The sequence below is a fragment of the Nonlabens sp. YIK11 genome, assembly GCF_001413925.1.
GTDB lineage: Bacteria > Bacteroidota > Bacteroidia > Flavobacteriales > Flavobacteriaceae > Nonlabens.
In genome coordinates, this window is record NZ_LBMJ01000001.1 from 3,075,538 (window position 1) to 3,102,520 (window position 26,983).

Here is a 26,983-nt window from a genome sequence, read left to right on the forward strand (position 1 = left end):
TAACTTAATACCAAACAAAATCCATACATGGAATAGATCCATAGTACTACATATTAATTAAGCGTTTAGCTTAGGTCTTAAACAAAAATCGCCAGTTTTTAAGAGACAGACCAAGTTAAGCAGGGTGCCATGGGCGCTGCTGTTTATACTGTCTCGGGTGTCTGGCGATACCTTGTTTAGGTATACTTCAGTTAGCGCCTTTATCATTCAACAGCATGACACCGTTATTTAAGAAAGAGGATATCAGCTATCATCCAAATCGAAACGATTACAATATTGAAGTATCCGACAACTATTGGTTACTCAAAAAAACGAATACTCGGTCCTTTCAATATACCACAGGGGAATTAATAGATAAATACAAACTTTCAAGACATCAATTGCTGGCTATTGTGATGGAGACATCTTACGTCAACAGAAATATCAATTGTCAAGTTTGTAATCAAGTGTCATTTTATAAGGCTCACACAAGAGCTGAAGCGAGAAACAATAGAATTGGTTCAGACAGGATATGGGATAGAAACATTTGTCAAAACTGTCGAGATTCAGTAGTGCAATTAGAGACAAAACATGCCTCCCGTGTTCTTCAGAATCATATAAACCGTATTCACGTAAATATTGATCCAGTAGAACTTGGCTTGCAATTTTCTTATGAGTGTATTCTACTAAATATTTATGCTGGTAATTCCATCACCTCCAATCTACCAAACACAAAAGGTCTGCTGGGTTTAGATAACGCATTTGAACAGATGATTGAACATTTGAATGGTTTAGGATTAATCGAAGTAGAAAAAACTAGTTATGGCAGAATAACAAATCTTACAATTAAAGATCAAGGAGAACCTCCAATTAAATATTATTGTGAGGAATCAAAAGAGTACCCTAAAGCTTTCAAATGCCTCAATGCTCCTAGTGAAAAAACGTTAGCTCGTTTTAAACATATTTCTAGTTTGAAAACGGTAGAAAAAACATCTAAAATTAGTAGAAAAGAGCCACAAATGTCATCCGAAATTTTAGAATATATTTTGAAAAGCGACACCAACTCTGGGTCTAAAAAAGTGAAATACATGAACGTCGTAAGCTTCCCAGAAGAGGTAGTTATTAATCCAAAAGGAAGTTATGTAATTACTGGTAATCATGAAAAAAACGAGTTACATATCAGGATGATTCCGCTTTCGGATTACGTTAAATAACAGCTTAGTCTCATTGATACTCATTGATTATCTAGACTTCTATCAAATTTTGAGGATAACCTCAAAACAAGTAGATTTTTGCAACCACCGGGAGAAAAAATTTGGTGCGTGTGGCCACATGCACACTACTTGCATACTCACACTCTATAACCAATAAACCACCACCCCTAAAATCAAGTAACCCAGCTAAACCATCTAAAAGCCGACTTTAATCTCAAAAAAACAACTGAAGCACTAGTAATAAGGAATATCGTGATTATGGCTAGAATTAAAAACAATAGATATAGGTCGATGTTTCTGGTTGTTTGAAAGCACTTTTACACGCAGTACTATTATAGTTTTATAATCTTATAATCTTATAAGTTTATAAGTTTATATTCTTATAAGATTATTTATATATAAATTTATATATAAATAGATTTATTAGTTTCTATGTTTATTTATAAATAAATAGATGAATTTATTTCTTTATATATATGTTTATAAATAGATATACTTATTTATTGATAAATAAGTATACATTGAAGAGTATATGAGTGTTTATTTAAACCACAATGAATACATTAATAGATATTAGGAACTAGTTCACAATTTTGTTCATACGCTATAATATTGATAAACGAAATGTAAAAAACCTACTACAACATCTCTATTGTTATTCTCTTTGATTTTAGAATTCTATCCTGTTAAGATTTAAATCTTAAAAAAGACTGTGGCTAATCTTATAGCTAATCAAGCCAAGGTATAGCCATAAGCGAGTGTGTGTGTGTGTAGAATTGTCAGAATCTAAATATAGATCAGCATCATAGTGGTTTCATGCGAATAATGGTTTTCTACGAATCAAATAAGTTATGAATACAAAGGGCACGAAGGCAAGGTGTAAGCCGCTTTAAGTAAATGATTTAAAAATCCCGTGAAGTGTTTATTTAATTCCTATTTAGGCTAATCTAGCCAACAACGGATTCCTAGCATCTTTTTAAAAAGTTCAAAAAAGCTGCCGCATGTTTAAAAAGGGTTGAAGAACTATAACTAAAAATGTAAAGTGCCTAAAACAAATTCCAAATCAACAATATGAATTCATACATATCGTCACCTATGAGTATTACAGAGGTCATAACTACGTAAAGAACTAAGGGAAGAATACCTTTCTTAATTTGATTATCAATACTTTTTTGAATACTATTTAATTTTTTAATGTGAATTGATTGACGCTTTGTAACCTTCTGAATTTTATCATTTAGGTGATTTATACTTGTATTAACCTTACTGGCGTAAGCGTCGTGCTCAGATTTGCTAAGTAATTTATCTACCACACTTTGATTCTTAATAATGGTATTAAGGAAATCTTGCATTTCTCCTAGCCTCTGTTCTAGATGGACTAATCTTTTATCAACAGATTTTGCAGAAAGCATTTGCATTTCTTGCATCTCATTGAATTTTGATTCAAGATTATTCTTGGATATCAATTCTGCGACCTCGGTCAACTGATCTAAGATTACTTCTTGATTTAATTCTATATTGGACTGCTTTGACATAATTTATCGCTTATAACCTCTCCTTTTCTTCTTTTTCTTTTTTGGATTGTGACAGTGATCAGGGTCTCCCGGATCTTCAATGTCATCACTGGCAACAAATTTTGATGTAGAATAGTTGTGGAAAGAACGCCCCATTTCATCATTTGGCGTCTCTTCTATGCTAAACGTAGGTGTATTTTCTGACGCATTTGTAAATTCTGGATTGGGTTCGTCTACTGATACATCAGCTGATAAGTTTTTAGAGTTATTATCAACACCATTCATCATTAAAGAATAAAACTCTTCATTGTGTTGAATATTTTCAACAGTCACTGTGTAACCCTTAAAGGAAAAGGAAGCATTGACATCATTAAAAAACTTTCCTTTATCAAAACCTACGATAACGCCATGCTTCGCAAATTCATCGACATATTCCTTTAGTCCCGTGATATCGGGATTAGAAATTATTTGATAATGTAATTTATTGATGTACTCCTTTGGTGATAATTTTTTTTGTTGCTCATTCTTACCTGTACTCTGGTGCTGATTAGCAGAAATATTTTCCAAATTATTTCTTGAAGGTGCCGCATCCAATTTTGATTTATATCCGTCACTCACTTCTGATTCTTTCAGATAGTTGTTATGATTGGCTGAGTCATAAATCTTGGTAGGAGCACTAATATGCTTTACAGTTTCTTCCTTTAAGCCCAGATCTATTGAGTTGAACAATGCATTTAGTGATGCTAGTCTGTTAATCCTCGACGCCTCAACAACTTTGTTAATCCTATCGATAGTTGCCATTGGATAGATGAGCTCAAGGAGTTTGAAAAGGTCAACTTTTTCATTCACCTTTTCTGAAGTCATTCTTAAATAAGGCTGAACCATAGAAGTATTAGCCATCTGCCCACTAAATCCATAAGGGTTTATTTTCACATTCTGACTTCTTAAGAGCAAGGCCAGTTGAGGCAAACTCCTTATATCATTAACTTCTAAAAAATTATTGATATAGCTTTTCTCCCGGTTAATAAACGCGTTTTGCGTATCCATAACTGGCAGCGATTTATCAAGTGTAGAAGATTGTTCTTGGCGATTCTTTATCCTCATATCTTCATCCTCTTGTTCGTTAATCACTGTTTGACCTAGGATCTGTTCAAGTGCTCTATCAATTTCCTTGATTAATTGTTGTTGACTCCCTTCAGATGTTGAACTCTCAAGAATTGCCGAAAGCTCCTCATTAAATTGCTTTGAACTAAGTTGTGGATAAATCTTTCTGATCGTCTTATTGAAACTCATTTCCCTATGCACTTCGCTGGCCTTGAAGCTATATTTTTTAGTATTGAATCTTAAACCATTTACTTTACCGTTCTTCCCCATTACTATTTTAACGTCCACTTCTTTATGTCGGAAATAATCGATGTATTTCTCCAGAGTAGAGCTATTGGGATTTTCAATTATAGCGCGGTGATTCTGGTGAATTACTTTCCTTATAGATATGCTTTCCTGTTTCTTATTTTTAGATACTTGCTTAGCGCTGATCCAGCCAGGTTGGATCTGTTGAAGTGCTCTATCAATTTCCTTGATTAACTGTATTTGACTCCTTTCATCTGTTGAATTCTTAAAAATTGTCAGAAGCTCTTCATTTACTTGTTTTAAACTAAGCTGCGGATAAATCTTCCTGATCGTTTTATTAAAACCCATCTCCCTGTGCACTTCGCTGGCCCTGAAGCTATATTTTTGAGTATTGAATCTTAAACCATTAACCTTACCGTTTTTGCCCATTACTATTTTAACATCAACGTCTTTAAGTCGGAAAGAATCGATGTATTTCTCCAGAGTAGAACAATAAGGACTCTCAGTTATAGCCTGGTGATTCTGGTATGTTTCCTTTCTTATTGGTATACTTTCTTGCTTGTTATTTTTAGATATTTCTTTTGCGCTGATCCAACCACGCTGCAGGCTTATTTCATGAGCCACATCACCTGCTTTCTTACCTATTTTGAAATCCTTATAGGCCTTACCGTCAAAATCTATTCTATTGTAATAAAGATGAACATGTCGATGCGATTTGTCTTTATGAAGAAAAGCGACGTGTTGATGTTGATCAAGTTTCATTGCTGTACTAAAATCTGCTACCACCTGTTTCCAAACTTTATTAGTCACCTTCGCTTTATTATCAACCGACAAGGAAAGTATCACCGAGATTACATTCTTCTTGCAATTGGTGTTTAGCTTTTGAATCATTTCGAAATCCTGATGAAATTTGTTCACTTCAGTACCTAGCAGCATGTGTTTGGAGACTATTTTCGCCTCTTTCTTTTGATCATTTGCATAATCAATGGCTACCTTGGCACTGCTTGTGGTACTAACTTTTGCAATCATTTTGGGAATATTCACGGATTTTGTGACGAAACTCTTGCACTAATTCTCTTACTTCTGAGGAAAGCCTAGGATCTGATTTTTTGAACATATTAGCAACACTCTGCCAGCGATTTGATTCGAGAAATAGTGATCGTATGAATTCATTTTCCTCACTGGTCTTTCTTATTGGAATCGGTTTGCTTTCCAGTAGCAAGCGTATATATTCGCTAAGATTATATCCCATTTTCTCTGCCATCAAGTTGTATCGTCTTTTCTGCAAAGAAGTCACCCTAATTTTAATCCATTCAGTTTTACCTACAGCTTTTCTAGAAGCATTGCTTTTCATAAAATAAAGATTATTAAAAGTGGATAGTAGCTCAGTGAGTATCACTTTTAGTAACTAGACTCGTCATTACCTCTTCTATTTGAGATCTTTTATAGAACACACTACCTTCAATATAGTATGCTACCAAAGTGCCTTTCTTCGTCCAAAGATGTATCGTGCTGAGGTCCTTTTTTAAAAGTTTGGAGACTTCTATTCGAGTGAGATATTCTATCGTAGGAGTTTTAGTTAATTCCTTCTCGAATTCTCTTAATCGCGTATCGATGGCATCAATTATTGTCCTTGTTAACTCGTCAGGCGTCGTTAATATGAATTGTATTTGTTTGTGCATAATGAAAATGTTTCTATTACCACAAATGTTGGAAGAGGATACCGAAAGGATCTACAAAAATCCTTTTTCTACGGATTGTGGTTAGTCTTGTATTTACTAATGATAGAACGATCAATGCCTATTGAACGTAAATAGTCAAAATCCTTTTCTTTAAAATTTTGGGATACGTTTCTAGCGTTTGAATTGGAACCAGAATAATTTGAAATTGTGCCATGTAGTTGGGTCTTCAGAGTAACCGGTTTTATGCTCCTGAAAGACAGTAGAAAATTGGCTATCGATGCAGCAGGATTATCTGCATTTTTAAAAGCACTCTTCAAAATTTTATCTAACCCAAGTATTTCCAATTGTCGACATTTTGCAGCAGCATTGGATCGCTCTTTCTCTGTTTCGATATCGACTTGCGTAAATTCAAGCTTTACATGTTTAAGACTATTGTGTCTTTTATTTAGCTGCTTATTCAATTCTAGAAAACTCCTTTCACTTTCAAGTAGTTCATACCTAGAATACTCATCAGTCCATTCCGAACAAATAATATTAAGTATGCTTTTGGTTTCTTGTATTGTATTGAGATAAAAGTCAGCTATTTCCATCGTCAAATTCAGATTTGATCGTGAAAGGGTCACCAGTTTTTGAATAATCAATTCCCTCATTTGAGTTTCTGTAAAATACTCCTCGTCTTCAGTTATATGAATCTCTCGAAACTCAAAGGGAGATGGAAAATAATAACATTCATAATCAATTATTTCAGGGATATAGCTTTTATAGTCTAAAACGTATGGGTTAAGAAGGCCCAATGTCTCCGCATATTTTGATATGGCTTCTATATCAAAAACAAAGATTTCATTGTTTATTAGGGAAGTGAAATCGGCAATTGGTTGTCGATAATCAAAAAAATCAAAGTAATCATGTGAGGGACATAAATAGTCAATCCATTTCAATTCTGCATGAATAAATTTTTCGGAAGCTCCGTTTTCCCTTTTTGGCAATAACTTAAAAGCGTTCTTAGTGGGTCGAAATAGGTTCTTCATTGTTATTTATGTATTATTCCAAATTCTGGCCAGCTGCAAACTATAATCAATTGGCTTTTTACCGATGTAGTCTAGGAATTGGGCTTCTGAACTATGCGCTGTAATATTCATCAATAATGGTGTTGGGTATAATTGTGTAGAGTAAAAGTTGGTACAAAACGATCTTCTACATATGTGTGAGCTGACTAATTCATGCTTCGAATGGTTACCGTTCAAATATCGTTTTGAATCCTTATCGAATTTGTTACCATTAACAACCTCGTCTAATCCAGCCTTTTCACAGACTTTTTTCAAATACCTATTAAAGAGAGCTTTTGCGCTATCAAGGTTATTAGCAAATACAGGTGGGAAATTACCGAGATATGTGTCCAAGATATTTTGAACTTTCGGATGTATAGGTATCTGAACTTTCTTTCCTGTTTTTTGTTGGACAAGAATAATAAAACGATGTCCTTGTATCTGTTTGATCATTGATGCATTCATCCGCAACAAATCCGAAACTCGTTGACCGGTGTAACAGCCTATGACTAGCCAAGATGCAGTAGTACGATATTTTTCCTCTTTAAAAGAATAGGAATGTACCTTCTCAATTTCCTCAAATGTTAAATATATCTTGGGCGTTTTTACAGTGAAGCCTTTGAAAAAATCCAATTGATCACTAACATCATATCCATTTTTCTTTGCATCCAGACAGATCGTTTTGACAAATCTCAAAAATCGACCTACAGTATTATCACTCAACTTTTGTTCTGTCTTCATAAAAGCAGTTATACCTTTACCGTAAGAAATATCAACGTCTGTCAACGCATGCTTTTTGCCGACATATTCATCATATAAATCTAGCTTCTTAACAACTGCCTTATATTTTGCAGAACTACTCTTGCTCGCACCAATACGACCGTTATCGTACTGCTTATATTCGAGGTTTTTGAGATACTCTTTACCATAGGTTACTAGTAAATTAGCATCATCGGTTTTTGTTCGATTGAAATGTTTATTTATAGCATTGACGAGCCAATTTCCGTCAATCACAGAACCTAGTTTTGATTCATGCTGAAAGGATTTCTGAATTGAAGCTTTTAATTCATCAAGATCAATTGCCAATTGTCTGGTTTCAGCATCCTTTTGAATAGGCATGTTCTTTACAGACCATTTGGCTGGATCGATAAATAGGTTTGTCTTACGCCTTACGTCAACCTTTTTACCATCAATTACACGTACATAAATAGGTGCCTGTTTGTTCTTAGATTTTGTATGTAGTGCAAATTTTATAGTCGCCATATTAATTGTATCTCCGGCAAAGTTTGCCGATATCTTGACGACAAATCTGCAATCTATTTCTTACTCATACAATCATATTCACAAATTAAAATTAAACCAACTGTATATAAATACTGATTATCAGTATTTTAAGCAAAAGAAACATTATTTAATTAGAATAGAATTGTATCGTTTAAGAGCGCCCGACTCCACAGATCAAAACACCATACGAAAATGTATGGTGTTTTTTTTTATTCATGAGCTTTTAACACTGGTTTGTAACTAAGCTGTATAAACATATGACAAGAAAAGCCCGATCACAAAATGATCGGGCTTTTTGCATGAAATTGTAAATTCTTAAATATTACTAATTAAGAACACTTTGAACTATGCTTGTGCCATCTGCTTTTATTCTTGCATTTTGATGGTTTTTTGTAGCACTTATAGTCGTGTTTATGCCACCATCCGTAGCTGGAACAATAAGTCTTCTTTTGACACCAAGATGAGTGTTTGTGCCACCAGTCCGTGATTTTACATTCTTTGTCATCGTCATCGTCATCATCGTGATCATCATTGTCGCCGCTTACCTCGCACAATTCTCCGCCGTTTGTACTAGTTCCTTCCACTACGGTTAGATTACCGTATGTGCTACCTGGACCTATAGCTTCATCACAGCTTGTATCAATTTTATCTTTACAAATGAAATTGAAATAGATTTTCAATTCCTTACCAAACGAACCATCATGTGCCTTACCATAAATCTTAATGACTTCACCTGGCTTGACGTAGTCATGAAATACATATTTATAATCCTGAGATTGTTTAATGGTAATTTTTGCGCCATGGCTACCCGTATATTTTAAAGAAAGGTAGTTCACCTTACCATCGCAGTCATTGCATTCTGGCTCTGGTTCTTCAGGAGCATCACATATAGGACCACCTAAAACGCTGTTTCCATCTACGACCTCAAAATCTCCAAAAGTGTCACCCACTAAAACTGCTTCATCACAATTTGTAACGACTTTAGCAACTTTACAGTGGTTCACATAGATGTAGACTTTATCTCCAAAGGATCCATCTTCTCTAGTTCCTGCAATAGTAATTTGCTCTTCTGGATCTACATGAGCGTCAAAGATGACGTGTCCATTGGATTGCTTGATCTGTACTCTAGCCGTTTTATCTCCGTTGTACTGGAATGCTAATCTATCAAGACCACCGCTACAATCAGAACAAGTCACTGGTGGATCCAAAACACCTATGTTACCTACTGCAAGTATGGTCTCCATATTCTCCATACTAAAATGGGGTCCTACATAGTACTCACGCTGGTTGACCAACTCATCAAAATCTGCCACATCACCATTATCCATGTGAGTAAAATAAGTTTGGGATATACCAGTAGTTCCATTAACAGGATTCAATGTTTTGGCACGAGCTCCTTCTTGACCAAATACACCTTCATGGATATGAACTGGATGCATCAATCCTGGCGAGGTGTTTTTGAGTTTGATGAAAGCTTCAATACCTTTTTTTCCAGCATCTCTAATCGTTATAAAACCTGATATTCCAGGAACATCTGCCTCCTTAAGCTTATAGGTGACCCGTATTCCTTCAATTTTAGAATTTTTGGCACTCTTCATACCAAGTTCTAAATTGGACTCCTGTACCTCAGGAGTATTGTCAAACTCATCCAATTCTTCTGGACTACAGGCAAGCACCATTGCCAATAATCCTAAAACAAAAATTTTATTAAAGTTTTTCATAGTATTAGTTTAGAGTAGAAAGTTAACGAGCTTTACTGAGCGTTTGACAAGAATTCTACATGAGGGAATTATATTCGACTTTTAGGAATCAACGGCGGCAACTACAAGTTATACCGATCAAACTGCTTATTTCTTAATTTCAGAAATCAAATATTGAAACATTAGTATACTTAAGATTGTCAGGTCTACTGATCTTTGTAATTATTGTTTGACGACAATTACCCTAAAAAATCGAATTCTTAAACAAAGGAATGGTTTCGTAGAATTCTGAAGGACTGAAAGCCAGTTGTTTGAGGCCGATTTCTTTAACTTAGAAATATTAGGGCTATTAGAAATTTGAATTTCAAAACTTACTATTGCTCTATATGCAACTAAAGTACAAAGTCTTAAAACTAGTTGATATCCTTATATTTACACGTAGTTGAGCTACATACTGCTAATATAATTTTGATGTTTTCTATCATCCCTATGAACTTCACAAAACATCTCAAGACTTCTTATACCGTTTTTACCATCACCATTACGGTAATGATCATATTGATCGCGATAACCCTTGCATACTTTATATCGCTGCAGCAAGAAGACGCAATTCTAATTAATAAGTCAGGACGCCAACGAATGTTGAGTCAACGCATTACAAAGCAAGCGTTGTACAATTTGCTAGGAAATACAGAAGATTCAACAGCATACAGCAACGATATGCTATATCAAAGCGTTCAGGAATTACAAGAGGCACAACAATTTTTATCCCAGAAAAATAAAACGAACGACCATCTCAAAAAGGTAGATTCAGTTCTTCAAATAACAAATCTTCAAATTGAAGAAATTAGCAAAGCTGTTGATAAGATCCTAAGCGCAGATTCAAAGTTTCAATTAGAGTCTCAAGTCGCATTAATCATTTCAATTGAAGGTAAGTTTCTTGACCATATGGAACAAATTACCCTTTGGTTACAGAAGGAATCAGAAAGAAAAAATGAACTCGCCATGCTCATCTGTTATGTTTTAACTGGTATCGCACTACTTATTATTATGGCTGAATTTTTTCTCGTACTTCTTCCAGCACAACGTCATCTGCGTGATAAGAATGAAAGCTTGTCTGCCGCCAATAAGCAATTATCCGATTATGCTCAGATAACCGCTCACAACTTGAGGGCGCCTATTGGCAATTTGATTTTTCTCTCCAATTTTTATAAAGATGCTGATAGTGAAGAAGAGAAATCCGAACTCTTCCAGAAATTTGATACCGTGATTCAGCATTTAGACGAAACGGTAAATGTTTTACTAACAGGAATAAAAACTAAAACCGAAGAACAAATACCAACTCAAAAACTAATCTTTGAAAAGGTTTTAGGTCAAACGAAGGACTTGTTAGTCGGCGAGATCTTGAACCAAAAAGCGATAATCACTGCTAACTTTTCAGATGCTCCATTCGTAATTTATAACAAGGTATATCTGGAAAGCATTATGCTCAACTTACTAAGCAACGCTTTGAAATACAGCGATACAAAGAGAGCTCCAGAAATACACTTGAGAACCGAGAATGAAAAGAACGCAATTAAACTGTACGTTCAAGATAACGGACTGGGAATCGATTTGGAACGTCAAGCCAAAAAAATCTTCGGTTTACATCAGACCTTCCACAGGAATAAAAATTCAAAAGGTATAGGCCTATTTATTGTTAAAAATCAAGTCGAATCTTTAGGCGGGTCGATCGAAGTGCATAGTATTCCAAATAAAGGATCTACTTTTATTGTAACTTTCAAAAAACAAACCGCATGAGTGCAAAACCTTTTATTCTAAGTTTAATTGATGACGACGAAATCTATCAATATGGTTTCAAGCGCACCGTAGAAAAATCGCGATTTGCCAAAAAAGTTTTAGTCTTCTCCGATGGAGAGCAAGCCATCAATTTTATGATTGATAATATTGCCAATGCACAAGAACTTCCAGATGTGATCTTTCTAGACATCAATATGCCCATCATGAATGGATTTGAGTTTATGGAAGAATATATTAAGCTCAAACCAAAGGTAGGTAAGAGAATTACGATCTATATGGTATCATCGTCTATCGACCCAACTGATGTAGAACGAGCTAAATCCATTAGCGAACTTACAGACTATATCATTAAACCTGTTGATGAAAGCATGTTGAGAGAAATCTTGCAAAAATTGGAAGAAGAATACGACTAGTCTTTTTTCAATTCCACGCGAGTTTTAGTAAGATATAAGCCATCTTCTAGATCAGCTATAAAGGCTACTAATTGTTCTCTTAGCTCACAATGTAAATCCCATGTAGTACTGGCATCTTTTCCAGAACAAAGTGCTCGCATCTCTATGGTGTCCTCACCGGCCTCCACAACTTGAATAACCGGCTCGTGCTCACCATCCCACAATTCGTGGTTGCGCAACAACGATTCATATTTCTCTCTGACTTTTTGGACATCAATTCTATAGTCTGCGTGTACAATTATCGGTCGTACTTGATGCGGATTTGTCATTGACCAATTTTCAAAAATATTGCTAATGACATACTTCAACGGGATGACGAGTCTGCGTTGGTCCCAGGTTCTTACGACCATATAAGTAAAGCGAATATCCTCTACATAACCCCAATCATCATTGATGATTACCGTATCGCCTATTTTTGCTGGACTGGTCAAGGCAATCTGTATACCGGCAATAATATTTCCCAGTGTACTTTGAGCTGCAATTCCCAGAACGACAGTCAACACACCAGCCGAAGCCAATAAAGAAATCCCGAGTTTCTCCAAAGAACGGAACTGGGAAATGATCACCGTGATACCTATTATAATCACCACAAAAGTCACGACGCGACGAGCAACACTTACATAAGTCAACATCTGTCTGGCCTGGCTGTTTTCCTCAGGATTGGTGTCTCCTATCCTATTTTCAGCAATGTAGATCATGAAGCTATCTATAAACTTCATGATGAGCCAGGTGATGGAAGATATGACCGTGATAAGCAGTAAAGAATAGAGCCAACTGGCAAACGGACCACTAAAACTAATGAGAGAATTAAGGGTGATGTAGAAGAATAGCACGGCAATGGCAAACCCAGAAGGTGTTGCCAGGTTTTTACCTACTACCTTTAACCACGCAAACCTACTCTTACGACACAATCTGCGAACGATATAAGAACCCAACTTTCCAATTAAAAAGGAAAGTCCAATCAAGATCAGCGTTCCTAAAATCTTCCATACAGGTAAACCTAAAACACCAAATCGTGCCCATTCAGGCATCATCAATTCAAGTTGACGTGGTCCATAAATACGATACAACTCTTCTATATTCTCTACCGTATCAGCACTGATGAGCCAGAATGCACCAAAGTCTTTATACTTAACTCTTTGCAGCCTTAAGCTCGCATCGCGACCTTCCAGGTCCAGTTCGCCAAAATGAACACTACGTCTAGGGCTGCCCGCTATGGCCTTATTAGTCGCGGTCTGTATATCGATTTGTCCGTCGGGACGGTCAGATATGGAACCCCATTCAATATTGACGCGCTGGTTCATCACAAAATATAGCTTCTCTGCGAGTACGGCCGCATCCTCAATCGTCAGGTTGCTAGGCATCCTATTCAGGTTCAATGCATAGGCAGCGTCCTCAAATCGCTCGTCACGACATGCTTGGACAAATTCTTCCAGGGTCGCCTGCGGCGTGCGGTAATTGAATTTTGTAGGAGGTAGACCAATGTTTTCATTGATTCTTGAAAGAATATAATAGGAGTCGTTATATTCCAGTATTGGATTGCTGGCATAACCAGCATTTTCATCAACGATGGATTCCTTACTTGGAAGTTGCGATTCTTGTTGGGTAGTATCCGCTGGTTTTTGAGAGTGGACAACACCTACATTAAAGAGTAAAAAACAATATAGAAATCGTAAAAAGTGCATGGCTAGATCGGTTTTATTTTTAAATATATTGATATGAATCCCATCGGGCGCTCCTTTTCCATTTATTTAAGAAGACTTATGTATCACTATGGCATTCATTTTGTAACTTTGTAGTCATGAAATCGCTGATTCACAAGTCTGTTTCCATTACAATGGCATTATTGCTATTGCTTACCACAACGTCGTTTAGTATTGCGACGCATTTTTGTGGTGATCACCTTGTGGACATCGCTTTTTACGATGATGCCCGCAGTTGCGAGATGCAGGACACCGATCCTGAAATGCACGATGCCATGAAGGATATGGGTTGCTGCAAGGACAAGCAGATCGTTTCTGACAGCGATCAGGACTTTCAGAAAACTACATTTGACTTCTCATTAGACCAGCTGGTCTTTATCACCTCTTTTGCATATTCTTATGCCGTTCTATTGGAACAGGATTTGGATACTGCACAAAACAGACTCATTAAGGAGTCGCCGCCATTACCGGGTCGCGACCTCTTTTTATTACACGATTCCTTTCTTATCTAGATTGTTTTTGTCTTTCATGGAATGATTGATTTCATTCTAACCTTAAGTCAAACTCAATTTTATACACAATGAAACAATTTTTAGTGGTGGCTTGTATGGTTTTCGCTTTCGCGAAAGCGTACTCTCAAGGACCACCTATAACTGCAGATAAGCCCATCATGCTAGGTGGCGGCAGTTTTACAACAAAAACATTAACCGAAATACGCAATACAGAGCGCGGTACGGCCATCTATGTACCGCTGATGCTTCACTATTTGCCTACTTCTAATAGCCTGGTAGCAGTTCATTTACCCTACATCAATTATGATCTAGATGATGCGAACGGTAGCTCGTTAGCAGACATTAAGCTTCTAGGTAAATACCAATTTTACCGCAAGGATGGAACGGGAAAGACCTTCCGTATGGTGGCAAAAACGCTGCAAACCTTACCTACTGGAGAAGAGCTGGATCTTATGGATCTTAGTACTGGTAAATATTCGGGCTACTATGGCGTGGTTGCTGGGCTGGAAACCCTTAAGTATGGTATCTCGTCAGAGATAGGTTACAACTCCATGCCTAATGGGACGATGGATGAATTTCGTACCAAGTTGGGCTTTGGGTTGCCATTACTCAAGCCACAGTATCCCAATAAACAAGTAAATCTTTATTTTGAATATACCAGCGCCTGGTTGCATGAACGTGACTGGTACCAGTTGCTTTATGCACAAGGTATCCAGTATGCGAGCAAGAACATCACTTTTGACCTTGCTTTGCAATTGCCATTGGTACAAGATATTCCAGATAATAGAGCCCTAAATTATTCCGTGTTTCTGGGCACACGATACACATTTTAATTTTAAAAGAATAACAACATGAAAAATATAGCAATCATACTGAGCATAGCTTTTAGCTTGTTCGCTTTCGCGAAAGCGGATGCACAAAAATCAAATCAAAGAGATCAATTTGAAGTACAAGTCGACGGTCTAGGCTGCCCATTTTGCGCCTACGGTCTTGAAAAAAAGTTCAAGGAATTCAAAGGCATCAAAGATGTCAAAATAGATATTGAAACTGGAGATTTCTCATTCAGCTATCCGGCAGATAAGGAATTGACTATGGACGCTGTCGTCTCTCAAGTGGAAAAAGCAGGTTACACACCTAAACTGGCCACTATCAATAGAGCCAATGGAAAAGTGGAAAGCAACGCTACCTCAAAAGATGCAGTCGCTTCAGCAAACTTGACCACAACTAAAATGTACGTCAACGGTAAATGTGGCATGTGTAAAGCACGTATCGAGAAAGCTGCATCCAGTCTTGCTGGCGTTTCCACCGCAGAATGGGATGAAAAGACCCATATGTTAACCATTGCTCACGACGCTTCAAAAACCAATAGGGAAGCCGTAGCTACCAGCATGGCTAAAGTAGGTCATGACACTAAAACCGCAAAGGCAAGCGATGCTACCTATGACGCATTACCTGCTTGTTGTCACTATAAAAGAGCCATATAATGAAGAATTTGATATATATCATCCCGATATTCTTCGGGATGATTTCTTGCAATGAACAAGTAGAGCAACCTAAAGAATGGCAGTTTGAAAAAACGATTGCACTAGACGGCATCAATCCTATAGGAATCACTGCAGATGGTAACGATATCTTCTTAAGTGATGGAGACCACAACCGTGTTCTTAAGGTAAATACCGATGGTGAGATCCTTTTTGAGATGGAAGGTTTTGATCGTCCCATGCACCTTGATTTTGGGAAAGCAGACCTGCAGATCACTGATAAGATGACCACTTCCATGCTTCAGGAGCGAGCATTGTTCGTACCAGAATATGGACGTGACTCCATTGCTGTGATGCGCGATAATAAAATGGATTATCTCGTCATTAACGATTCTCTGGACGCGCCTGCTGGAATAAGTGTTTATGAAAATGAAATTGCGATCGCAGATTTCTACACCAACAGGATTCTATACTACAATGGTAGCCAATGGATCAGTTTTGGGAAAGAAGGAAAAGCCATGGGCGATTTCTACTATCCAACTGATGTTCAAATCACGGCAGACAAGATCTTTGTAGCAGATGCCTACAACAATCGCGGGCAGGTTTTTGATAAAACTGGGAAAGTGTTGGCAGAGTTTGGACAGGACCAAAACTTCAATGCAGCCACAGGAATCTACGTGAGCGATTCAGAAATATTTCTAACTGATTTTGAAAATGATCGCGTCCTTGTGTTTGGGATGGATTATCAATTGAAGCAAGTATTGGAATCTGGTATTGACAAACCAACAGACTTGATGGTTATCGAGGATATCTTATACATCACGAATTATCGTAATGGTGAGATGATACGTTATACTTTAAAACCTATAATGGAGGAATAACATGAATAACTTCCTTGAAAACTGGGGTGAGGCCGCCTACACGTCGGTAGGGTTTTTCTGGATGGCGTTATGGGCTTTTGCATTGGGTTATATCATAAGCAGTATGATCCAAATTTTTGTAACCGAAAAGCGCATGCAAAAGACGATGGGCGGTGCAGAAGGTAAAGGCGTGCTCTTGGGAACTTTTTTTGGATTTATAAGCAGTTCCTGCAGCTTTGCTGCACTGGCATCTACTAAGTCCATTTTTAAAAAAGGTGCCAGCTTTATATCCAGCATGGCGTTTTTATTAGCATCGACTAATCTTGTGATCGAGCTGGGAATCATCATCTCCATATTTTTGGGATGGCAGTTTGTTGTAGGTGAGTATTTGGGTGGTATTCTTTTAATCCTGATAAGTTGGTTGCTTATCAGGATTATAAACCCTAAAAAACTTATTGATAAAGCCCGCAACAATCTAAAGGACGATCAAGACGAATCTGAAGAAGCTTCAAAAGATTGGAAAAAGCAGATCGTAAAAGAGGAAAGTTGGGCACGCGTTTCCAAAAAATACAAAATGGAATGGCAAATGGTCTGGAAAGATGTTACAGTAGGCTTTACGATTGCGGGAATCGTGGCGGCCTTTGTTCCAGATTCATTTTTCCAAACACTGTTCATCAATAGCGGTCCCGGCAATACTGATTTTAGTTTTTTTGAAATTTTGGAACACATCATCGTTGGACCAGTGGCTGCATTTTTGACCTTTATTGGATCCATGGGTAATATACCATTAGCAGCCTTGCTCTTTGGTAAAGGAGTCAGCTTTGCTGGAGTGATGGCCTTTATTTTTAGTGATCTGGTGGTTTTCCCAGTGTTGCGCATCAATGCGAGATATTACGGTTGGAAGATGTCATTATTCATATTATTTCTACTATTTACTGCTTTGATAGGTGCAGCGCTAACCCTTCATTATGGTTTTGACTTACTCAACATGCTACCAGATCCCAGTCAGGTCAAAATTCAAGACAGTACGTATTTTAAGATAGACTACACCTTTTACCTCAACCTTACTTTCTTGGTAATATCAGGCTATTTGGTTTATCTGGGCTTTTTCAAAAAGAAAGACGTAGATCACAACATGAGTGAAATGGCGCCTAAAAGCGCACTGTTGGAAAGCATTATGAAATTTGCCGCACTGGCTTGTTATTTATGGCTTACCGGTGGATTAATCACCAAATTTTTTATCCTTTAGAACATTATGAAACATTCCTATACTATCAAAGGCATGACCTGCAATGGCTGTCGTACCCATGTCGAGCAAGTTCTCAATAATGTAGAAGGTGTTATTAGTGCCACTGTAGATCTTGAAAGTGAGACTGCTCGTATTGAAATGAAGCGTCATATAAATCTAGACACCTTTCAAAAAGCACTTCCAGAAAAATATACCATACAGCAAAAACAGGAAACCAATGTTTTTGCCAACAGTTCTATTGAGACCAGTACCAATGAGCCATCAAAATTAAAGCAGCTGCAACCGCTCCTTATAATTTTGGGATATATCACTATTGCTACCGTATTACTCAATTATTCCAGAGATTCCTGGAGCACGGCAATGCTGGATTTTATGGGACTGTTTTTTATCGTATTTAGTTTTTTCAAAATCCTGGATCTAAAAGGTTTCCCTGCAAGCTTTAGTATGTACGATCCGCTGGCTAGAGTCCTTCCAGCATATGGATGGATCTATCCATTTATTGAAACCGCATTGGGTTTGATGTTCCTGATGCGTTTTGAGATCGATATCGCTTTGATCGCAACGCTCGTGGTGCTGGGAATAACGACTATAGGAGTATCTAAAACACTTTTGGATAAAAAGTCCATTCAGTGCGCTTGTCTGGGCACGGCGCTCAAACTTCCCATGACTGAGGCAACCTTTATTGAAAATGCCATTATGATTGTCATGGCTGTATTGATGCTCGTGATGTAGAAGGTTATTTCGCTTTCGCGAAAGCGAACTATCGTGCAGCCTACGCTTTCTTTTCAGATCTTTTGTAGATATATTCCATTAAAAAGCACATGGCTATGATACCAGCAATAATCAATACACCCGTCAAGTTACTTTGCGACTGCTGGACGATCAGGACAATAAATGCGATTGAACATAAAATTGTTCCTGCAAGGGTCAAACCACTACTGGCTTTTAACTTTGACCTCTTTTTATAGGCTGTGTAGTTCACGACTGTAAATAGTAGAAGAAACCCTGCGCTGCCAGAAGTGGAAATGCTTTCCAATTCCGCAAGGTTTGCGAGTAACAAGGTAGCGATACAAATGATCGCAAGGCCTATGGGATGATTCCAGAATTTTGCGGTGAATTCATGTGGTAATTCATCCTCTTTGGCAACTTTATAACTCACCCTAGAACCCCCATAAAGAGTTGCGTTAATTGCCGAGAACGTGGAAATAAGTGCAGCAATAGTCATAATGGTAAAACCAGCCTGGCCCAACGATGGACGTGCAACCTCTGACAATACATAATCCTTTGCCTGACTTATCTCTTCAAAGGATAATGAGCCTACCGCAATAACAGCAATAGCGATATAAAGCAATACCACAAATCCAACAGAATAGAAATAGGCCTTGGGTATATTTTTTCCTGGATCAGTCATGTTGGATACTGAATTAGCTATCAATTCAAATCCCTCGTAGGCCACAAAAATCACCATACCACCTGTAATAACTTGAAAAGCACCTTCCCATTTAGCCGGGTTTAACTGAGCAATATGATCGCTATCCAAAAGTCCATAAGCACCTATCCCTATAAAACCCAAAAGGATAAACACCTTGACAATCACAGCATAGCTTTCTATAGTACTTACCAGTTTAGCGCTAAAATAATTGATCGTTGTACCTAATAAAACAACGCCTGTTATGAATATATGAGAGTCGATATTTTGATCGCCTGTTATAGAAACCAAGTTAGGCGCATAAGAACCAAAAGCACTGGCGTACAATGCCAACATGATGATGTAACTAATCCAAAGAAGATTGTTCAATCCACCGCTAAAAGTGTTCTTACCAAACCCTTCATTGATAAATTTCACGGTGCCACCACTGTCTGGAAAAGCCATGGATAATTTTGAATAGCTGTATGCGGTGAATAACGCTATGATTCCTGCGATAAGAAAAGCTACTGGTGTTGCACCTTTTGAGAGTGAAATGGCCAGACCTAAAACGGCAAAAATTCCACCACCTACCATTCCTCCAACTCCTATTGAAATTGCTCCTCTTAAGGAGATCTTCTCATCGCTCATATTTCTCGATATTGGGACAATAAATGTATCTCAAATAGACCGCAAAAAAAAGTCCAGCTCAATGAGCTGGACTTTAATTAATATGTCAAAAAACTTAGTTTCCTGCCGCTGCTGCAGTACCGTCAGCATCAATTTTGATACCTAGACGTTTTGCCACATCTATAGAGATGTTGGCACCTGGCTCAGAGTAAACTACCTGAGATGCGTTGACAACTAATTTTAATCCTTTTTCTTTTGCTACCGCTTGAATGGCTTCATTCAACTTAGTAAGGATAGGCTTCATTAAGTCATTTTCCTTAGCACCTAATTGAAGTTCTGCAGCTTTAGATGCATTGGCAAACTCTTGTTGCAATGCCTGCGCCTGTTGTGCAAGACCTTGCTTCTGCTCTGGAGTTGTACCTGGCTTTTGTGCTTGGTATTGTAAATCTTGAAGTTTTTCAGCAGATTTTGCTTCTGCACTCTCTAACTCTGTACGCAATTTTGTGGTTAGGTCTCCTAATTCTTTACGAATAGGTTCTACTTCTGGCATGCTGGCTAGAATGGCTTCATACTGTACAAAACCTGTTTGTGCCATTGCAGTTCCTGCTACTAAAAATAATAATAAAAGTACTTTTTTCATTTTAAGGATTTTAAAGGCCGCAAGATAAGCAATCACTTATTTTGAGACTAATTTTCAAGGGTATTTCAAATACTAGACCACTTTTAAAGGCGATCGTTTAATTGTTGAATTATTTTTTTCTGCGGCGGTTGGCATTTTTGTCTCCGCGCGTCTTGGGCTTCTTATATTTTTTGGCAATTTCACGGCGATAACTACCGCCCAGGTTCTCTTTTTTATTCTTGTCTTTCTTCTCGTGAAAGGAATCGCCACGCTCCTCTTCCATGGTTTTGTGTGGATTGTGAATTTCTCTCAATACGGGACTTTCCTCTGGCGTCTTTTGCTTAGATACCTCAACATCCTCTGGAAAGGACAAAACCTCTATAGGTTGATTCATCAAGGTTTCAATGTCCTTTTTGTTTTGGGCTTCTTCCTCAGTAAAGAAAAGAATGGACTTTCCTTTTTGTTCTGCGCGACCGGTTCTACCTATACGGTGCATATAGTTCTCTGGAAACCTAGGGACGTCAAGATTGATAACGTGAGAGACTTTGGAAAGATCCAGTCCACGTGCCATGACATCTGTCGCTATCAAAATGCGACAGGTGCCAGAATCAAACAACTCAATACTGCGCAACCTGTAGTTTTGCGTTTTATTGGAATGTATGACGGCAATCTCTTTACCATAATGCGGCGCCATGACTTCTTGTAAACGATCCGCGCTTTTTTTATTGGGAACAAAGACCAACACTTTGGAGAAAACCGTATCATCAGAAAGTAGATGCATGAGTAGGTTTGCCTTAGTATAAAAATTAGGCACTGGATAACTGGATTGCTCGATGTTTTCCAAAGGCGTTCCTGAAACTGCTATGCTCACCTTTAAAGGGTTTGAGAAAAAGGATCTTATAAACTCCTCAATATCATCTGTCATGGTGGCAGAAAACATGATGTTTTGCCTTTTGGTAGGTAAATGGTCAAAAATATTATTGAGCTGGAACCTAAAACCCAGGTCCAGCATCACGTCCACCTCATCAATCACGACCTTCTTGCAAAATTTGAATTTAACGGACTGTGCGACGATCAAATCATATAACCTACCAGGCGTGGCGACCACGATATCGCAGCCATCGCCTAAGGCTTTTTTCTGTGTATTGATGTTGGTACCACCATAAACACCTATGACACGTACATTGATGTATTTGGCATAGGCCTCGATTTGCTCTACGACCTGTACCACAAGTTCGCGTGTAGGGACCAGAATCAAATATCGCGGGTCCAGACTCTCGCTGTATTTAAGCTCATGCAACAAGGGCAACATATATCCCAACGTCTTACCAGTACCCGTTTGCGCAATACCTATCACATCACGACCCGATAGAATCGCTGGAAAAGCCTCTTCTTGAATAGGCGTCATGGTGTCAAAGCCTAGATCGTCCAGACCGTTCTGTAGAGGTGTTTTTAGACCTAGTTCCTTGAAGTGTTTCATGACCGTAATTTTTTGCAAAGGTACTTCTTTCGCAACTCGAACCTGAACTTGAAGTATCCATGATGAGTTCGCTTTCGCGAAAGCGAACTCCTCCAAGATTTTTCCTTTCAAATTCAGACCCAAGTTCAAGTTCAACTTCATTTACCTTTGCAGCATGCATTTAAGAAACGTTCACAGGTACGGTTATGATTTTGTCAAACTAGCCGAAGCCCATCCAGCACTGGAATCCCATTTTACCAAAACACCTGACGGAGCCACCACCATTGATTTCAGCAAGCCGGACTCCATCCTGGAATTCAATACTGCGCTGCTCAAGCACCATTATAATGTGCGTTACTGGAAATTGCCGGCCGGCAGCCTCTATCCACCTATTCCTGGACGTGCAGATTACATCCACCACATTGCAGACCTGATAGGCAAAGGTCAGAAAACGGGTCTGGATATAGGCTGCGGCGCCAGTGCGATCTATCCCATTCTGGGCAATGCGATTTATGATTATAAAATGGTAGGCAGCGATGTAGATGAGCAAAGTATCGCTCATGCAAAAGATAACACCCTTAAAAATGCCGCGGTTGAAATACGACACCAACAGGATCGATCCAACATATTGCAGGGCATCATCAAGGATGGTGAAACTTTTGACTTTGTGATGTGCAATCCACCATTCTATGCCAGCGCCGAGGAAGCCGAAAAGGAAAATCTGAAAAAACAACGCAAACTAGGTACCGTGGAAGAAAGCCGCAATTTTGCCGGTATGTCGCACGAGCTGTGGTGCAACGGTGGCGAGGCACTTTTTGTAAAACGGCTGATTAAGGAATCTGCAGACTTTAAGGAACAGGTAGGATGGTTTACAGGTCTGCTTTCGCGAAAGCGTAACTTACCAAAACTTCAAAAACTAGCCACAAAACTCAATGCAGAAGTGAAGGTCATTCCCATGCAAACGGGAAACAAGGAAAGCCGCATACTCGCGTGGAAGTTTGGTAATTAAACCTTGATGGCTGCGACTTAAAGAAAAAACAATGTTCGGATTATTCAATAAGAAGTCAGAAGCTGAAAAATTACAGGAGCAGTACAAAAAATTGATGGCAGATTATCACCGCCTATCTTCTACAGATCGTGCTGCCAGTGACGCGGCCTATGCAAAGGCTGATGAGATTTCCAAAAAACTGGATTTACTGGACAAGAAATAGACCTTTAACTCACGCGGTCACCATTCTGGGCATGGCGTTCTGGTTGTAATAAAATCACTTTATTATTCTCATCAACGGAGCCTAATACCAGGCATTCGCTCATGAAATTGGCAATCTGTTTAGCTGGGAAATTCACCACGGCAATGATCTGTCTGCCTTTAAGATCATCTGGCTGGTAATGGTCTGTAATTTGTGCGCTTGTTTTAAGAATTCCCAGCTCTTCACCAAAGTCGATCTCTAACTTGTAGGCCGGTTTACGAGCTTCTGGAAACAACTGCGCGCCGACAATGGTGCCGACGCGCATATCAATTCTAGAAAATTCTTCCCAATTAAGGTTTTTCTTCATTCATTCTTAGCTTTTCAATCATCTCTGGAGAAATATATACATCTGCTCCATAAGCATCGACTAATAGTCCTTTATTGCCATCGTTGCATTCTATTGCATATAATATGGTATTGTCTGCAGGATCAGAGACGCCTTCAAAGCGGTAGAACTTGACCACTTCAAGCTCTTCTGCTTTCCACTTCTTTTTGAGGTCTTTTGATTTGAGGCCATCCTCGACAAGATCATAATCGATAGTATAGCCCATAGACTGTAAATCTTCTACAGCCATAGAAAGTGTGTCGTATCCGTTTTTAAACTTACTCATGTTGGTTATTTTATATAAAGCTATGAATTGAATGTCGTCCCTAGTGTACGGTTTTCAAAACTTTAATATAAGCTTAGGTTACATATCTTAGCGATATGCGACCTATCCAGTAATTAAAACTATCCTATGTCATTAACGCCATCTACCATGCTGCCCTTGGGAACTATTGCTCCATCATTTGAATTGCTGGATACCGTATCTGGTTATCGTTTGAGTTATGAAGATATCAAAGGTGAAAAAGGAACCGTCGTCATGTTTATTTGCAATCATTGTCCTTATGTGATTCACGTCAATGAAGAAATTGTAAGATTGGCTAATGATTATCGTGTGACTGGTTTTGGCTTTGTGGCCATATCCAGTAACGATGTGGTAAAATATCCACAGGATGGCCCAGAATTTATGGAACAGGTCGCCGATAAGAATGATTACCCATTTCCTTATTTGTACGATGCCACCCAAGAGGTTGCAAAAGCTTATGACGCAGCCTGCACACCAGATTTTTATGTGTTTGACAACGAAGACCAACTGGTCTACCGCGGCCAGCTGGACGATTCCCGACCTAAAAATGGCATCCCGTTAACAGGCAGGTCCATTCGTGAAGCACTGGATGCCTTGCTGGGAAACAAACAGGTTCCTGAAAACCAGAAGCCCAGTATGGGATGTGGGATTAAGTGGAAAATGCAACAATAATATCAATTATTAGTAAGAAAAAATTGAAAGGGTAATTGAACCACAGTCGTATGATCTAAATACCATTCACCATCATATCGCTTTAAATATAGCATAGGATGGCTTTTTTTAATTTCAGTTTGAAACTCACCATATTTGAGTAAACTTACCTTCAAAATAGCAGAGTTGTTGCCAGATGGAAATTGTATTGGGTAAAATATAAGATTTGGCAACTTACCATTTTCATCAATTTTAGTATTCACTTCTCGACTCATAACCAGCTCATCGTTCAGATAAAACTTAAAAATACCGTCAACCTCGCTGAAAAACTGTATGTTTAAATGGTTAGTATTCACACCTAGTTCCTCTGGACTATACGTCATTGCTTCATTGAATCCTGGAATTTCCACAGAATAAGTTTCGTGTACCATTTTTCCATTATAAGAAAAGGTATTCTCTTCGAAACTGGTAGTAAATCCAGGTATCTGACCCTTAACCTGAATGCTATAAACAGAAATTACTACTATTAAAACTCTAACAATCTTTTCCATCTCTTTATCCTAATTCAATTTTAAACACCTAATAATATTAATATGCATTTAGGTTTTAGAAAAACCTAATCACCAAGCTCTGAATGCTCTTTCAGAAAAAGTTCCAGAAAACCAAAACCTATTATGGATTGTGGGATTAAGTGGAAGTGAAATTTATAGATTTTAATTTAAAAGGCCCTAAAGATCATATTGTCAACGTTTAAACGAATTTCCGTATCCACCTGACAAATCTCATCTATAAATTCATTGATGAAAACGTTTCCATCACAGAAAAATAATGATACTTTTTTTTCATCAGAAGAACAATCTGAAGGCATCTCTCTTGGCGAGGATAAATTGTTATCCAATCGATTGTAATCAATCTCTACGGTAAAAATTGTATCGTTGAAAACCAACAGATTTATATATTCCTGATAATCGACAGCAGTTGCGTAACAGTTAAAAATACTTGTAGTTTTTCTTAAACTCAAAATATCACCATTATAAAACTCAACTTGATAACTGACATTGACTTCAGCAGAATCACAGGTTTCCAAATTAGTATCATCACTCGCATACTGATCTACCACTTCTTGTAATTCCCATCGCAGATTTACAGGAATTTCTATTTTGTACGATCCTTGAATTTGTTTAAAATAGGAAACTGCAATTTTTGGTCTATTTAAAATAGATTTAAATTCATTGGTCGTAGGCGGATTTCCTACAAACCAAAATAAAATTGATGTAACTAAAAGAGATAAAGCTATTTTCATTTTATTTTTTTACCGGCAATCAATTCTTCCACCTTCGTGACCTATAACACATTATCTTTCTTCAATAAGATTATTGTTTTCTACTTACTACAAACGAAAATTGAATACTTCAAAGTGTTCACCATTTTCCTCAACGACACAATTACGCTGTAATCTCTTCGGTGTTAGAATAGTAAGATAAACATTTTCTTAGTGAGATAATGTTGAAATAATGACCACCATGAAAGCAAATCCCACTATCGCGTTTTATAATATTATATAAATCTAAATATACTTGAATTGCATTAAATGATATATAACAAACTGGTCTACCGTGGCCAGCTGGACGATTCCCGACCTAAAAATGGTATACCGCTAACAGGTAGATCTTTACGTGAAGCACTGGACTCCTTGCTAGGAAATAAACAGGTTCCTGAAAACCAGAAGCCCAGTATGGGATGTGGGATTAAGTGGAAAGCAGAGTAGCTTACTGTGAGCATTGTCATGCTGAATTTATTTCAGCATCTGTCAGAAGTCTATGGTGAAACTAGCGATTTCTAGGATTCAATCATCAGAATGTAGTGGAGCTGAGTAAGCTTCATGCGATAACATCCATCAGATCCTGAAACGAGTTCAGGATGACAAGTAGGTTCTAACCTAGAACCTAAGAAAGATGAATCATCGCAAAAACCGCATAATTGACCATGTCTTGATAGTTGGCTTCCAAACCTTCTGAAACTATGGTTTTGCCGGCATTGTCTTCTATTTGTTTAACGCGCAATAATTTTTGTAGGATCAAATCGGTTAGAGAGCTCACGCGCATGTCGCGCCAGGCCTCGCCATAATCGTGGTTTTTGTCCATCATCAACTGCTTGGTGATCGCGACGTGTTTATCATAGAGTTCTGTGGCTTGTTCTAGGTTGAGATCTGGTTGTTCGACGACGCCTTTTTCCAGCTGGATCAATGCCATGATGGAATAATTGATGATGCCAATGAACTCGCTTTCCTGACCTTCATCCACTTTGGATTCGGCTAGAGTTTGTAGGCCGCGTATGCGTTGCGCCTTGATAAAAATCTGATCTGTAAGCGATGGCAGTCTCAAGATGCGCCAGGCACTGCCGTAGTCTGCCATTTTCTTAGTAAAAAGATCCCGACACGTGCTTATAACTTGATCATATTGCTGGCTGGTGGCGCTCATAAAGACTCTATAATTTGGTGTAAATTGAGCCCAC

The 26,983-nt window shown here is 38.0% G+C and carries 27 protein-coding genes and 1 pseudogene; 13 read left to right on the forward strand and 15 right to left on the reverse strand.

Going from position 1 to position 26,983, the window contains the following annotated elements; translation table 11 throughout:
• Positions 1 to 215: 215 nt before the first annotated feature.
• Positions 216 to 1,193: a hypothetical protein gene (locus AAU57_RS13985; RefSeq protein WP_055413506.1), complete on the forward strand. Its 978-nt coding sequence runs from the start codon at positions 216 to 218 to the stop codon at positions 1,191 to 1,193.
• A gap of 1,046 nt (positions 1,194 to 2,239) precedes the next feature.
• Here AAU57_RS13985 and AAU57_RS13990 read toward each other — a convergent pair.
• From AAU57_RS13990 to AAU57_RS14020, 6 genes are all read right to left on the reverse strand, one after another.
• Positions 2,240 to 2,728, reverse strand: coding sequence for a hypothetical protein (locus tag AAU57_RS13990; RefSeq protein ID WP_055413507.1), 489 nt, complete (start codon positions 2,726 to 2,728; stop codon positions 2,240 to 2,242).
• Between the two features lie 3 nt (positions 2,729 to 2,731).
• On the reverse strand, positions 2,732 to 5,086 hold the full coding sequence (locus AAU57_RS13995; protein ID WP_055413508.1) for a relaxase/mobilization nuclease domain-containing protein: 2,355 nt from the start codon (positions 5,084 to 5,086) through the stop codon (positions 2,732 to 2,734).
• Positions 5,070 to 5,411 (reverse strand): plasmid mobilization protein, encoded by a 342-nt coding sequence (locus AAU57_RS14000; RefSeq protein WP_055413509.1) that lies wholly within the window; start codon positions 5,409 to 5,411, stop codon positions 5,070 to 5,072. Before AAU57_RS14000 ends, AAU57_RS13995 begins: the two co-directional genes overlap by 17 nt.
• Positions 5,412 to 5,807: 396 nt before the next feature.
• Positions 5,808 to 6,767, reverse strand: a complete 960-nt coding sequence (locus AAU57_RS14010) for a hypothetical protein (RefSeq protein ID WP_055413511.1) — start codon at positions 6,765 to 6,767, stop codon at positions 5,808 to 5,810.
• Positions 6,768 to 6,773: 6 nt separating this feature from the next.
• Entirely contained in the window at positions 6,774 to 8,048 is a 1,275-nt protein-coding gene (locus AAU57_RS14015; protein WP_055413512.1) for a tyrosine-type recombinase/integrase, read from the reverse strand.
• A gap of 350 nt (positions 8,049 to 8,398) precedes the next feature.
• Positions 8,399 to 9,790, reverse strand: coding sequence for a hypothetical protein (locus AAU57_RS14020; protein WP_055413513.1), 1,392 nt, complete (start codon positions 9,788 to 9,790; stop codon positions 8,399 to 8,401).
• A 528-nt stretch (positions 9,791 to 10,318) separates the two neighbouring features.
• Between AAU57_RS14020 and AAU57_RS14025 the strand changes: the two genes are divergently transcribed.
• Together AAU57_RS14025 and AAU57_RS14030 are read left to right on the forward strand one after the other, a co-directional pair.
• Positions 10,319 to 11,569 carry a sensor histidine kinase gene (locus AAU57_RS14025; RefSeq protein WP_197275420.1) on the forward strand — a complete coding sequence of 417 codons (1,251 nt, stop codon included), beginning with the start codon at positions 10,319 to 10,321 and terminating at the stop codon, positions 11,567 to 11,569.
• The gene (locus AAU57_RS14030; RefSeq protein WP_055413515.1) at positions 11,566 to 11,982 is read left to right on the forward strand and encodes a response regulator; all 417 of its coding nucleotides are present in this window, start codon (positions 11,566 to 11,568) and stop codon (positions 11,980 to 11,982) included. Before AAU57_RS14025 ends, AAU57_RS14030 begins: the two co-directional genes overlap by 4 nt.
• Here AAU57_RS14030 and AAU57_RS14035 read toward each other — a convergent pair.
• Entirely contained in the window at positions 11,979 to 13,706 is a 1,728-nt protein-coding gene (locus AAU57_RS14035; RefSeq protein WP_055413516.1) for a mechanosensitive ion channel family protein, read from the reverse strand. The two genes, AAU57_RS14030 and AAU57_RS14035, sit on opposite strands and share 4 nt — an antisense overlap.
• A 116-nt stretch (positions 13,707 to 13,822) precedes the next feature.
• Here AAU57_RS14035 and AAU57_RS14040 point away from each other — a divergent pair, with 116 nt between their 5' ends.
• From AAU57_RS14040 to AAU57_RS14065, 6 genes are all read left to right on the forward strand, one after another.
• A complete protein-coding gene (locus AAU57_RS14040) occupies positions 13,823 to 14,236 on the forward strand; it encodes an HYC_CC_PP family protein (protein ID WP_055413517.1) in 414 nt (137 codons plus the stop codon).
• Positions 14,237 to 14,304: 68 nt separating this feature from the next.
• Positions 14,305 to 15,069, forward strand: coding sequence for a hypothetical protein (locus AAU57_RS14045; protein WP_055413518.1), 765 nt, complete (start codon positions 14,305 to 14,307; stop codon positions 15,067 to 15,069).
• An 18-nt stretch (positions 15,070 to 15,087) separates the two neighbouring features.
• A complete protein-coding gene (locus AAU57_RS14050; protein ID WP_055413519.1) occupies positions 15,088 to 15,720 on the forward strand; it encodes a heavy-metal-associated domain-containing protein in 633 nt (210 codons plus the stop codon).
• Positions 15,720 to 16,598: an NHL repeat-containing protein gene (locus AAU57_RS14055; protein WP_055413520.1), complete on the forward strand. Its 879-nt coding sequence runs from the start codon at positions 15,720 to 15,722 to the stop codon at positions 16,596 to 16,598. Before AAU57_RS14050 ends, AAU57_RS14055 begins: the two co-directional genes overlap by 1 nt.
• Position 16,599: 1 nt before the next feature.
• Entirely contained in the window at positions 16,600 to 17,826 is a 1,227-nt protein-coding gene (locus AAU57_RS14060; protein ID WP_055413521.1) for a permease, read from the forward strand.
• 6 nt (positions 17,827 to 17,832) lie between these two features.
• Positions 17,833 to 18,558, forward strand: coding sequence for a heavy metal translocating P-type ATPase (locus AAU57_RS14065; RefSeq protein WP_055413522.1), 726 nt, complete (start codon positions 17,833 to 17,835; stop codon positions 18,556 to 18,558).
• A gap of 40 nt (positions 18,559 to 18,598) precedes the next feature.
• On the opposite strand, the gene AAU57_RS14070 is transcribed toward AAU57_RS14065, so the two are convergent.
• The 3 genes from AAU57_RS14070 to AAU57_RS14080 all read right to left on the reverse strand — a co-directional run bounded on the left by AAU57_RS14070 (position 18,599) and on the right by AAU57_RS14080 (position 21,960).
• Positions 18,599 to 19,882: an APC family permease gene (locus tag AAU57_RS14070; protein WP_055413523.1), complete on the reverse strand. Its 1,284-nt coding sequence runs from the start codon at positions 19,880 to 19,882 to the stop codon at positions 18,599 to 18,601.
• A gap of 94 nt (positions 19,883 to 19,976) precedes the next feature.
• Entirely contained in the window at positions 19,977 to 20,501 is a 525-nt protein-coding gene (locus tag AAU57_RS14075; RefSeq protein ID WP_156340227.1) for an OmpH family outer membrane protein, read from the reverse strand.
• Between the two features lie 109 nt (positions 20,502 to 20,610).
• Positions 20,611 to 21,960 carry a DEAD/DEAH box helicase gene (locus tag AAU57_RS14080; protein WP_055413793.1) on the reverse strand — a complete coding sequence of 450 codons (1,350 nt, stop codon included), beginning with the start codon at positions 21,958 to 21,960 and terminating at the stop codon, positions 20,611 to 20,613.
• A 154-nt stretch (positions 21,961 to 22,114) separates the two neighbouring features.
• Between AAU57_RS14080 and rlmF the strand changes: the two genes are divergently transcribed.
• Together rlmF and AAU57_RS15145 are read left to right on the forward strand one after the other, a co-directional pair.
• Positions 22,115 to 22,948, forward strand: a complete 834-nt coding sequence (gene rlmF / locus AAU57_RS14085; RefSeq protein ID WP_055413525.1) for a 23S rRNA (adenine(1618)-N(6))-methyltransferase RlmF — start codon at positions 22,115 to 22,117, stop codon at positions 22,946 to 22,948.
• Positions 22,949 to 22,979: 31 nt separating this feature from the next.
• Positions 22,980 to 23,150: a Lacal_2735 family protein gene (locus AAU57_RS15145; RefSeq protein WP_055413526.1), complete on the forward strand. Its 171-nt coding sequence runs from the start codon at positions 22,980 to 22,982 to the stop codon at positions 23,148 to 23,150.
• Positions 23,151 to 23,154: 4 nt separating this feature from the next.
• On the opposite strand, the gene AAU57_RS14095 is transcribed toward AAU57_RS15145, so the two are convergent.
• Together AAU57_RS14095 and AAU57_RS14100 are read right to left on the reverse strand one after the other, a co-directional pair.
• Positions 23,155 to 23,496, reverse strand: a complete 342-nt coding sequence (locus AAU57_RS14095; protein WP_055413527.1) for a tRNA-binding protein — start codon at positions 23,494 to 23,496, stop codon at positions 23,155 to 23,157.
• On the reverse strand, positions 23,480 to 23,800 hold the full coding sequence (locus AAU57_RS14100; protein ID WP_055413528.1) for a hypothetical protein: 321 nt from the start codon (positions 23,798 to 23,800) through the stop codon (positions 23,480 to 23,482). The genes AAU57_RS14095 and AAU57_RS14100 overlap by 17 nt, the downstream gene beginning before the upstream one ends.
• A 126-nt stretch (positions 23,801 to 23,926) precedes the next feature.
• Here AAU57_RS14100 and AAU57_RS14105 point away from each other — a divergent pair, with 126 nt between their 5' ends.
• Positions 23,927 to 24,490 carry a thioredoxin family protein gene (locus AAU57_RS14105; RefSeq protein ID WP_055413529.1) on the forward strand — a complete coding sequence of 188 codons (564 nt, stop codon included), beginning with the start codon at positions 23,927 to 23,929 and terminating at the stop codon, positions 24,488 to 24,490.
• Positions 24,491 to 24,492: 2 nt separating this feature from the next.
• On the opposite strand, the gene AAU57_RS14110 is transcribed toward AAU57_RS14105, so the two are convergent.
• Positions 24,493 to 25,020 carry a hypothetical protein gene (locus tag AAU57_RS14110; RefSeq protein WP_055413530.1) on the reverse strand — a complete coding sequence of 176 codons (528 nt, stop codon included), beginning with the start codon at positions 25,018 to 25,020 and terminating at the stop codon, positions 24,493 to 24,495.
• A gap of 167 nt (positions 25,021 to 25,187) precedes the next feature.
• Positions 25,188 to 25,772: a hypothetical protein gene (locus AAU57_RS14115; protein WP_055413531.1), complete on the reverse strand. Its 585-nt coding sequence runs from the start codon at positions 25,770 to 25,772 to the stop codon at positions 25,188 to 25,190.
• Positions 25,773 to 26,072: 300 nt separating this feature from the next.
• Between AAU57_RS14115 and AAU57_RS14925 the strand changes: the two are divergent.
• A pseudogene (locus AAU57_RS14925) lies at positions 26,073 to 26,237 on the forward strand (thioredoxin family protein); the annotation flags it as partial.
• A 178-nt stretch (positions 26,238 to 26,415) separates the two neighbouring features.
• On the opposite strand, the gene AAU57_RS14120 reads toward AAU57_RS14925, so the two are convergent.
• Positions 26,416 to 26,949 carry a DUF1599 domain-containing protein gene (locus tag AAU57_RS14120; RefSeq protein ID WP_055413532.1) on the reverse strand — a complete coding sequence of 178 codons (534 nt, stop codon included), beginning with the start codon at positions 26,947 to 26,949 and terminating at the stop codon, positions 26,416 to 26,418.
• Positions 26,950 to 26,983: the final 34 nt, after the last annotated feature.

Bases quoted from the DNA above. Each gene is read 5' to 3' on its own strand.
- AAU57_RS13985 (WP_055413506.1), top strand. From the start codon at position 216: ATGACACCGTTATTTAAGAAAGAGGATATCAGCTATCATCCAAATCGA.
- AAU57_RS13990 (WP_055413507.1), bottom strand. From the start codon at position 2,728: ATGTCAAAGCAGTCCAATATAGAATTAAATCAAGAAGTAATCTTAGAT.
- AAU57_RS13995 (WP_055413508.1), bottom strand. From the start codon at position 5,086: ATGATTGCAAAAGTTAGTACCACAAGCAGTGCCAAGGTAGCCATTGAT.
- AAU57_RS14000 (WP_055413509.1), bottom strand. From the start codon at position 5,411: ATGAAAAGCAATGCTTCTAGAAAAGCTGTAGGTAAAACTGAATGGATT.
- AAU57_RS14010 (WP_055413511.1), bottom strand. From the start codon at position 6,767: ATGAAGAACCTATTTCGACCCACTAAGAACGCTTTTAAGTTATTGCCA.
- AAU57_RS14015 (WP_055413512.1), bottom strand. From the start codon at position 8,048: ATGGCGACTATAAAATTTGCACTACATACAAAATCTAAGAACAAACAG.
- AAU57_RS14020 (WP_055413513.1), bottom strand. From the start codon at position 9,790: ATGAAAAACTTTAATAAAATTTTTGTTTTAGGATTATTGGCAATGGTG.
- AAU57_RS14025 (WP_197275420.1), top strand. From the start codon at position 10,319: ATGATCATATTGATCGCGATAACCCTTGCATACTTTATATCGCTGCAG.
- AAU57_RS14030 (WP_055413515.1), top strand. From the start codon at position 11,566: ATGAGTGCAAAACCTTTTATTCTAAGTTTAATTGATGACGACGAAATC.
- AAU57_RS14035 (WP_055413516.1), bottom strand. From the start codon at position 13,706: ATGCACTTTTTACGATTTCTATATTGTTTTTTACTCTTTAATGTAGGT.
- AAU57_RS14040 (WP_055413517.1), top strand. From the start codon at position 13,823: ATGAAATCGCTGATTCACAAGTCTGTTTCCATTACAATGGCATTATTG.
- AAU57_RS14045 (WP_055413518.1), top strand. From the start codon at position 14,305: ATGAAACAATTTTTAGTGGTGGCTTGTATGGTTTTCGCTTTCGCGAAA.
- AAU57_RS14050 (WP_055413519.1), top strand. From the start codon at position 15,088: ATGAAAAATATAGCAATCATACTGAGCATAGCTTTTAGCTTGTTCGCT.
- AAU57_RS14055 (WP_055413520.1), top strand. From the start codon at position 15,720: ATGAAGAATTTGATATATATCATCCCGATATTCTTCGGGATGATTTCT.
- AAU57_RS14060 (WP_055413521.1), top strand. From the start codon at position 16,600: ATGAATAACTTCCTTGAAAACTGGGGTGAGGCCGCCTACACGTCGGTA.
- AAU57_RS14065 (WP_055413522.1), top strand. From the start codon at position 17,833: ATGAAACATTCCTATACTATCAAAGGCATGACCTGCAATGGCTGTCGT.
- AAU57_RS14070 (WP_055413523.1), bottom strand. From the start codon at position 19,882: ATGAGCGATGAGAAGATCTCCTTAAGAGGAGCAATTTCAATAGGAGTT.
- AAU57_RS14075 (WP_156340227.1), bottom strand. From the start codon at position 20,501: ATGAAAAAAGTACTTTTATTATTATTTTTAGTAGCAGGAACTGCAATG.
- AAU57_RS14080 (WP_055413793.1), bottom strand. From the start codon at position 21,960: ATGAAACACTTCAAGGAACTAGGTCTAAAAACACCTCTACAGAACGGT.
- rlmF (WP_055413525.1), top strand. From the start codon at position 22,115: ATGCATTTAAGAAACGTTCACAGGTACGGTTATGATTTTGTCAAACTA.
- AAU57_RS15145 (WP_055413526.1), top strand. From the start codon at position 22,980: ATGTTCGGATTATTCAATAAGAAGTCAGAAGCTGAAAAATTACAGGAG.
- AAU57_RS14095 (WP_055413527.1), bottom strand. From the start codon at position 23,496: ATGAAGAAAAACCTTAATTGGGAAGAATTTTCTAGAATTGATATGCGC.
- AAU57_RS14100 (WP_055413528.1), bottom strand. From the start codon at position 23,800: ATGAGTAAGTTTAAAAACGGATACGACACACTTTCTATGGCTGTAGAA.
- AAU57_RS14105 (WP_055413529.1), top strand. From the start codon at position 23,927: ATGTCATTAACGCCATCTACCATGCTGCCCTTGGGAACTATTGCTCCA.
- AAU57_RS14110 (WP_055413530.1), bottom strand. From the start codon at position 25,020: ATGGAAAAGATTGTTAGAGTTTTAATAGTAGTAATTTCTGTTTATAGC.
- AAU57_RS14115 (WP_055413531.1), bottom strand. From the start codon at position 25,772: ATGAAAATAGCTTTATCTCTTTTAGTTACATCAATTTTATTTTGGTTT.
- AAU57_RS14120 (WP_055413532.1), bottom strand. From the start codon at position 26,949: ATGAGCGCCACCAGCCAGCAATATGATCAAGTTATAAGCACGTGTCGG.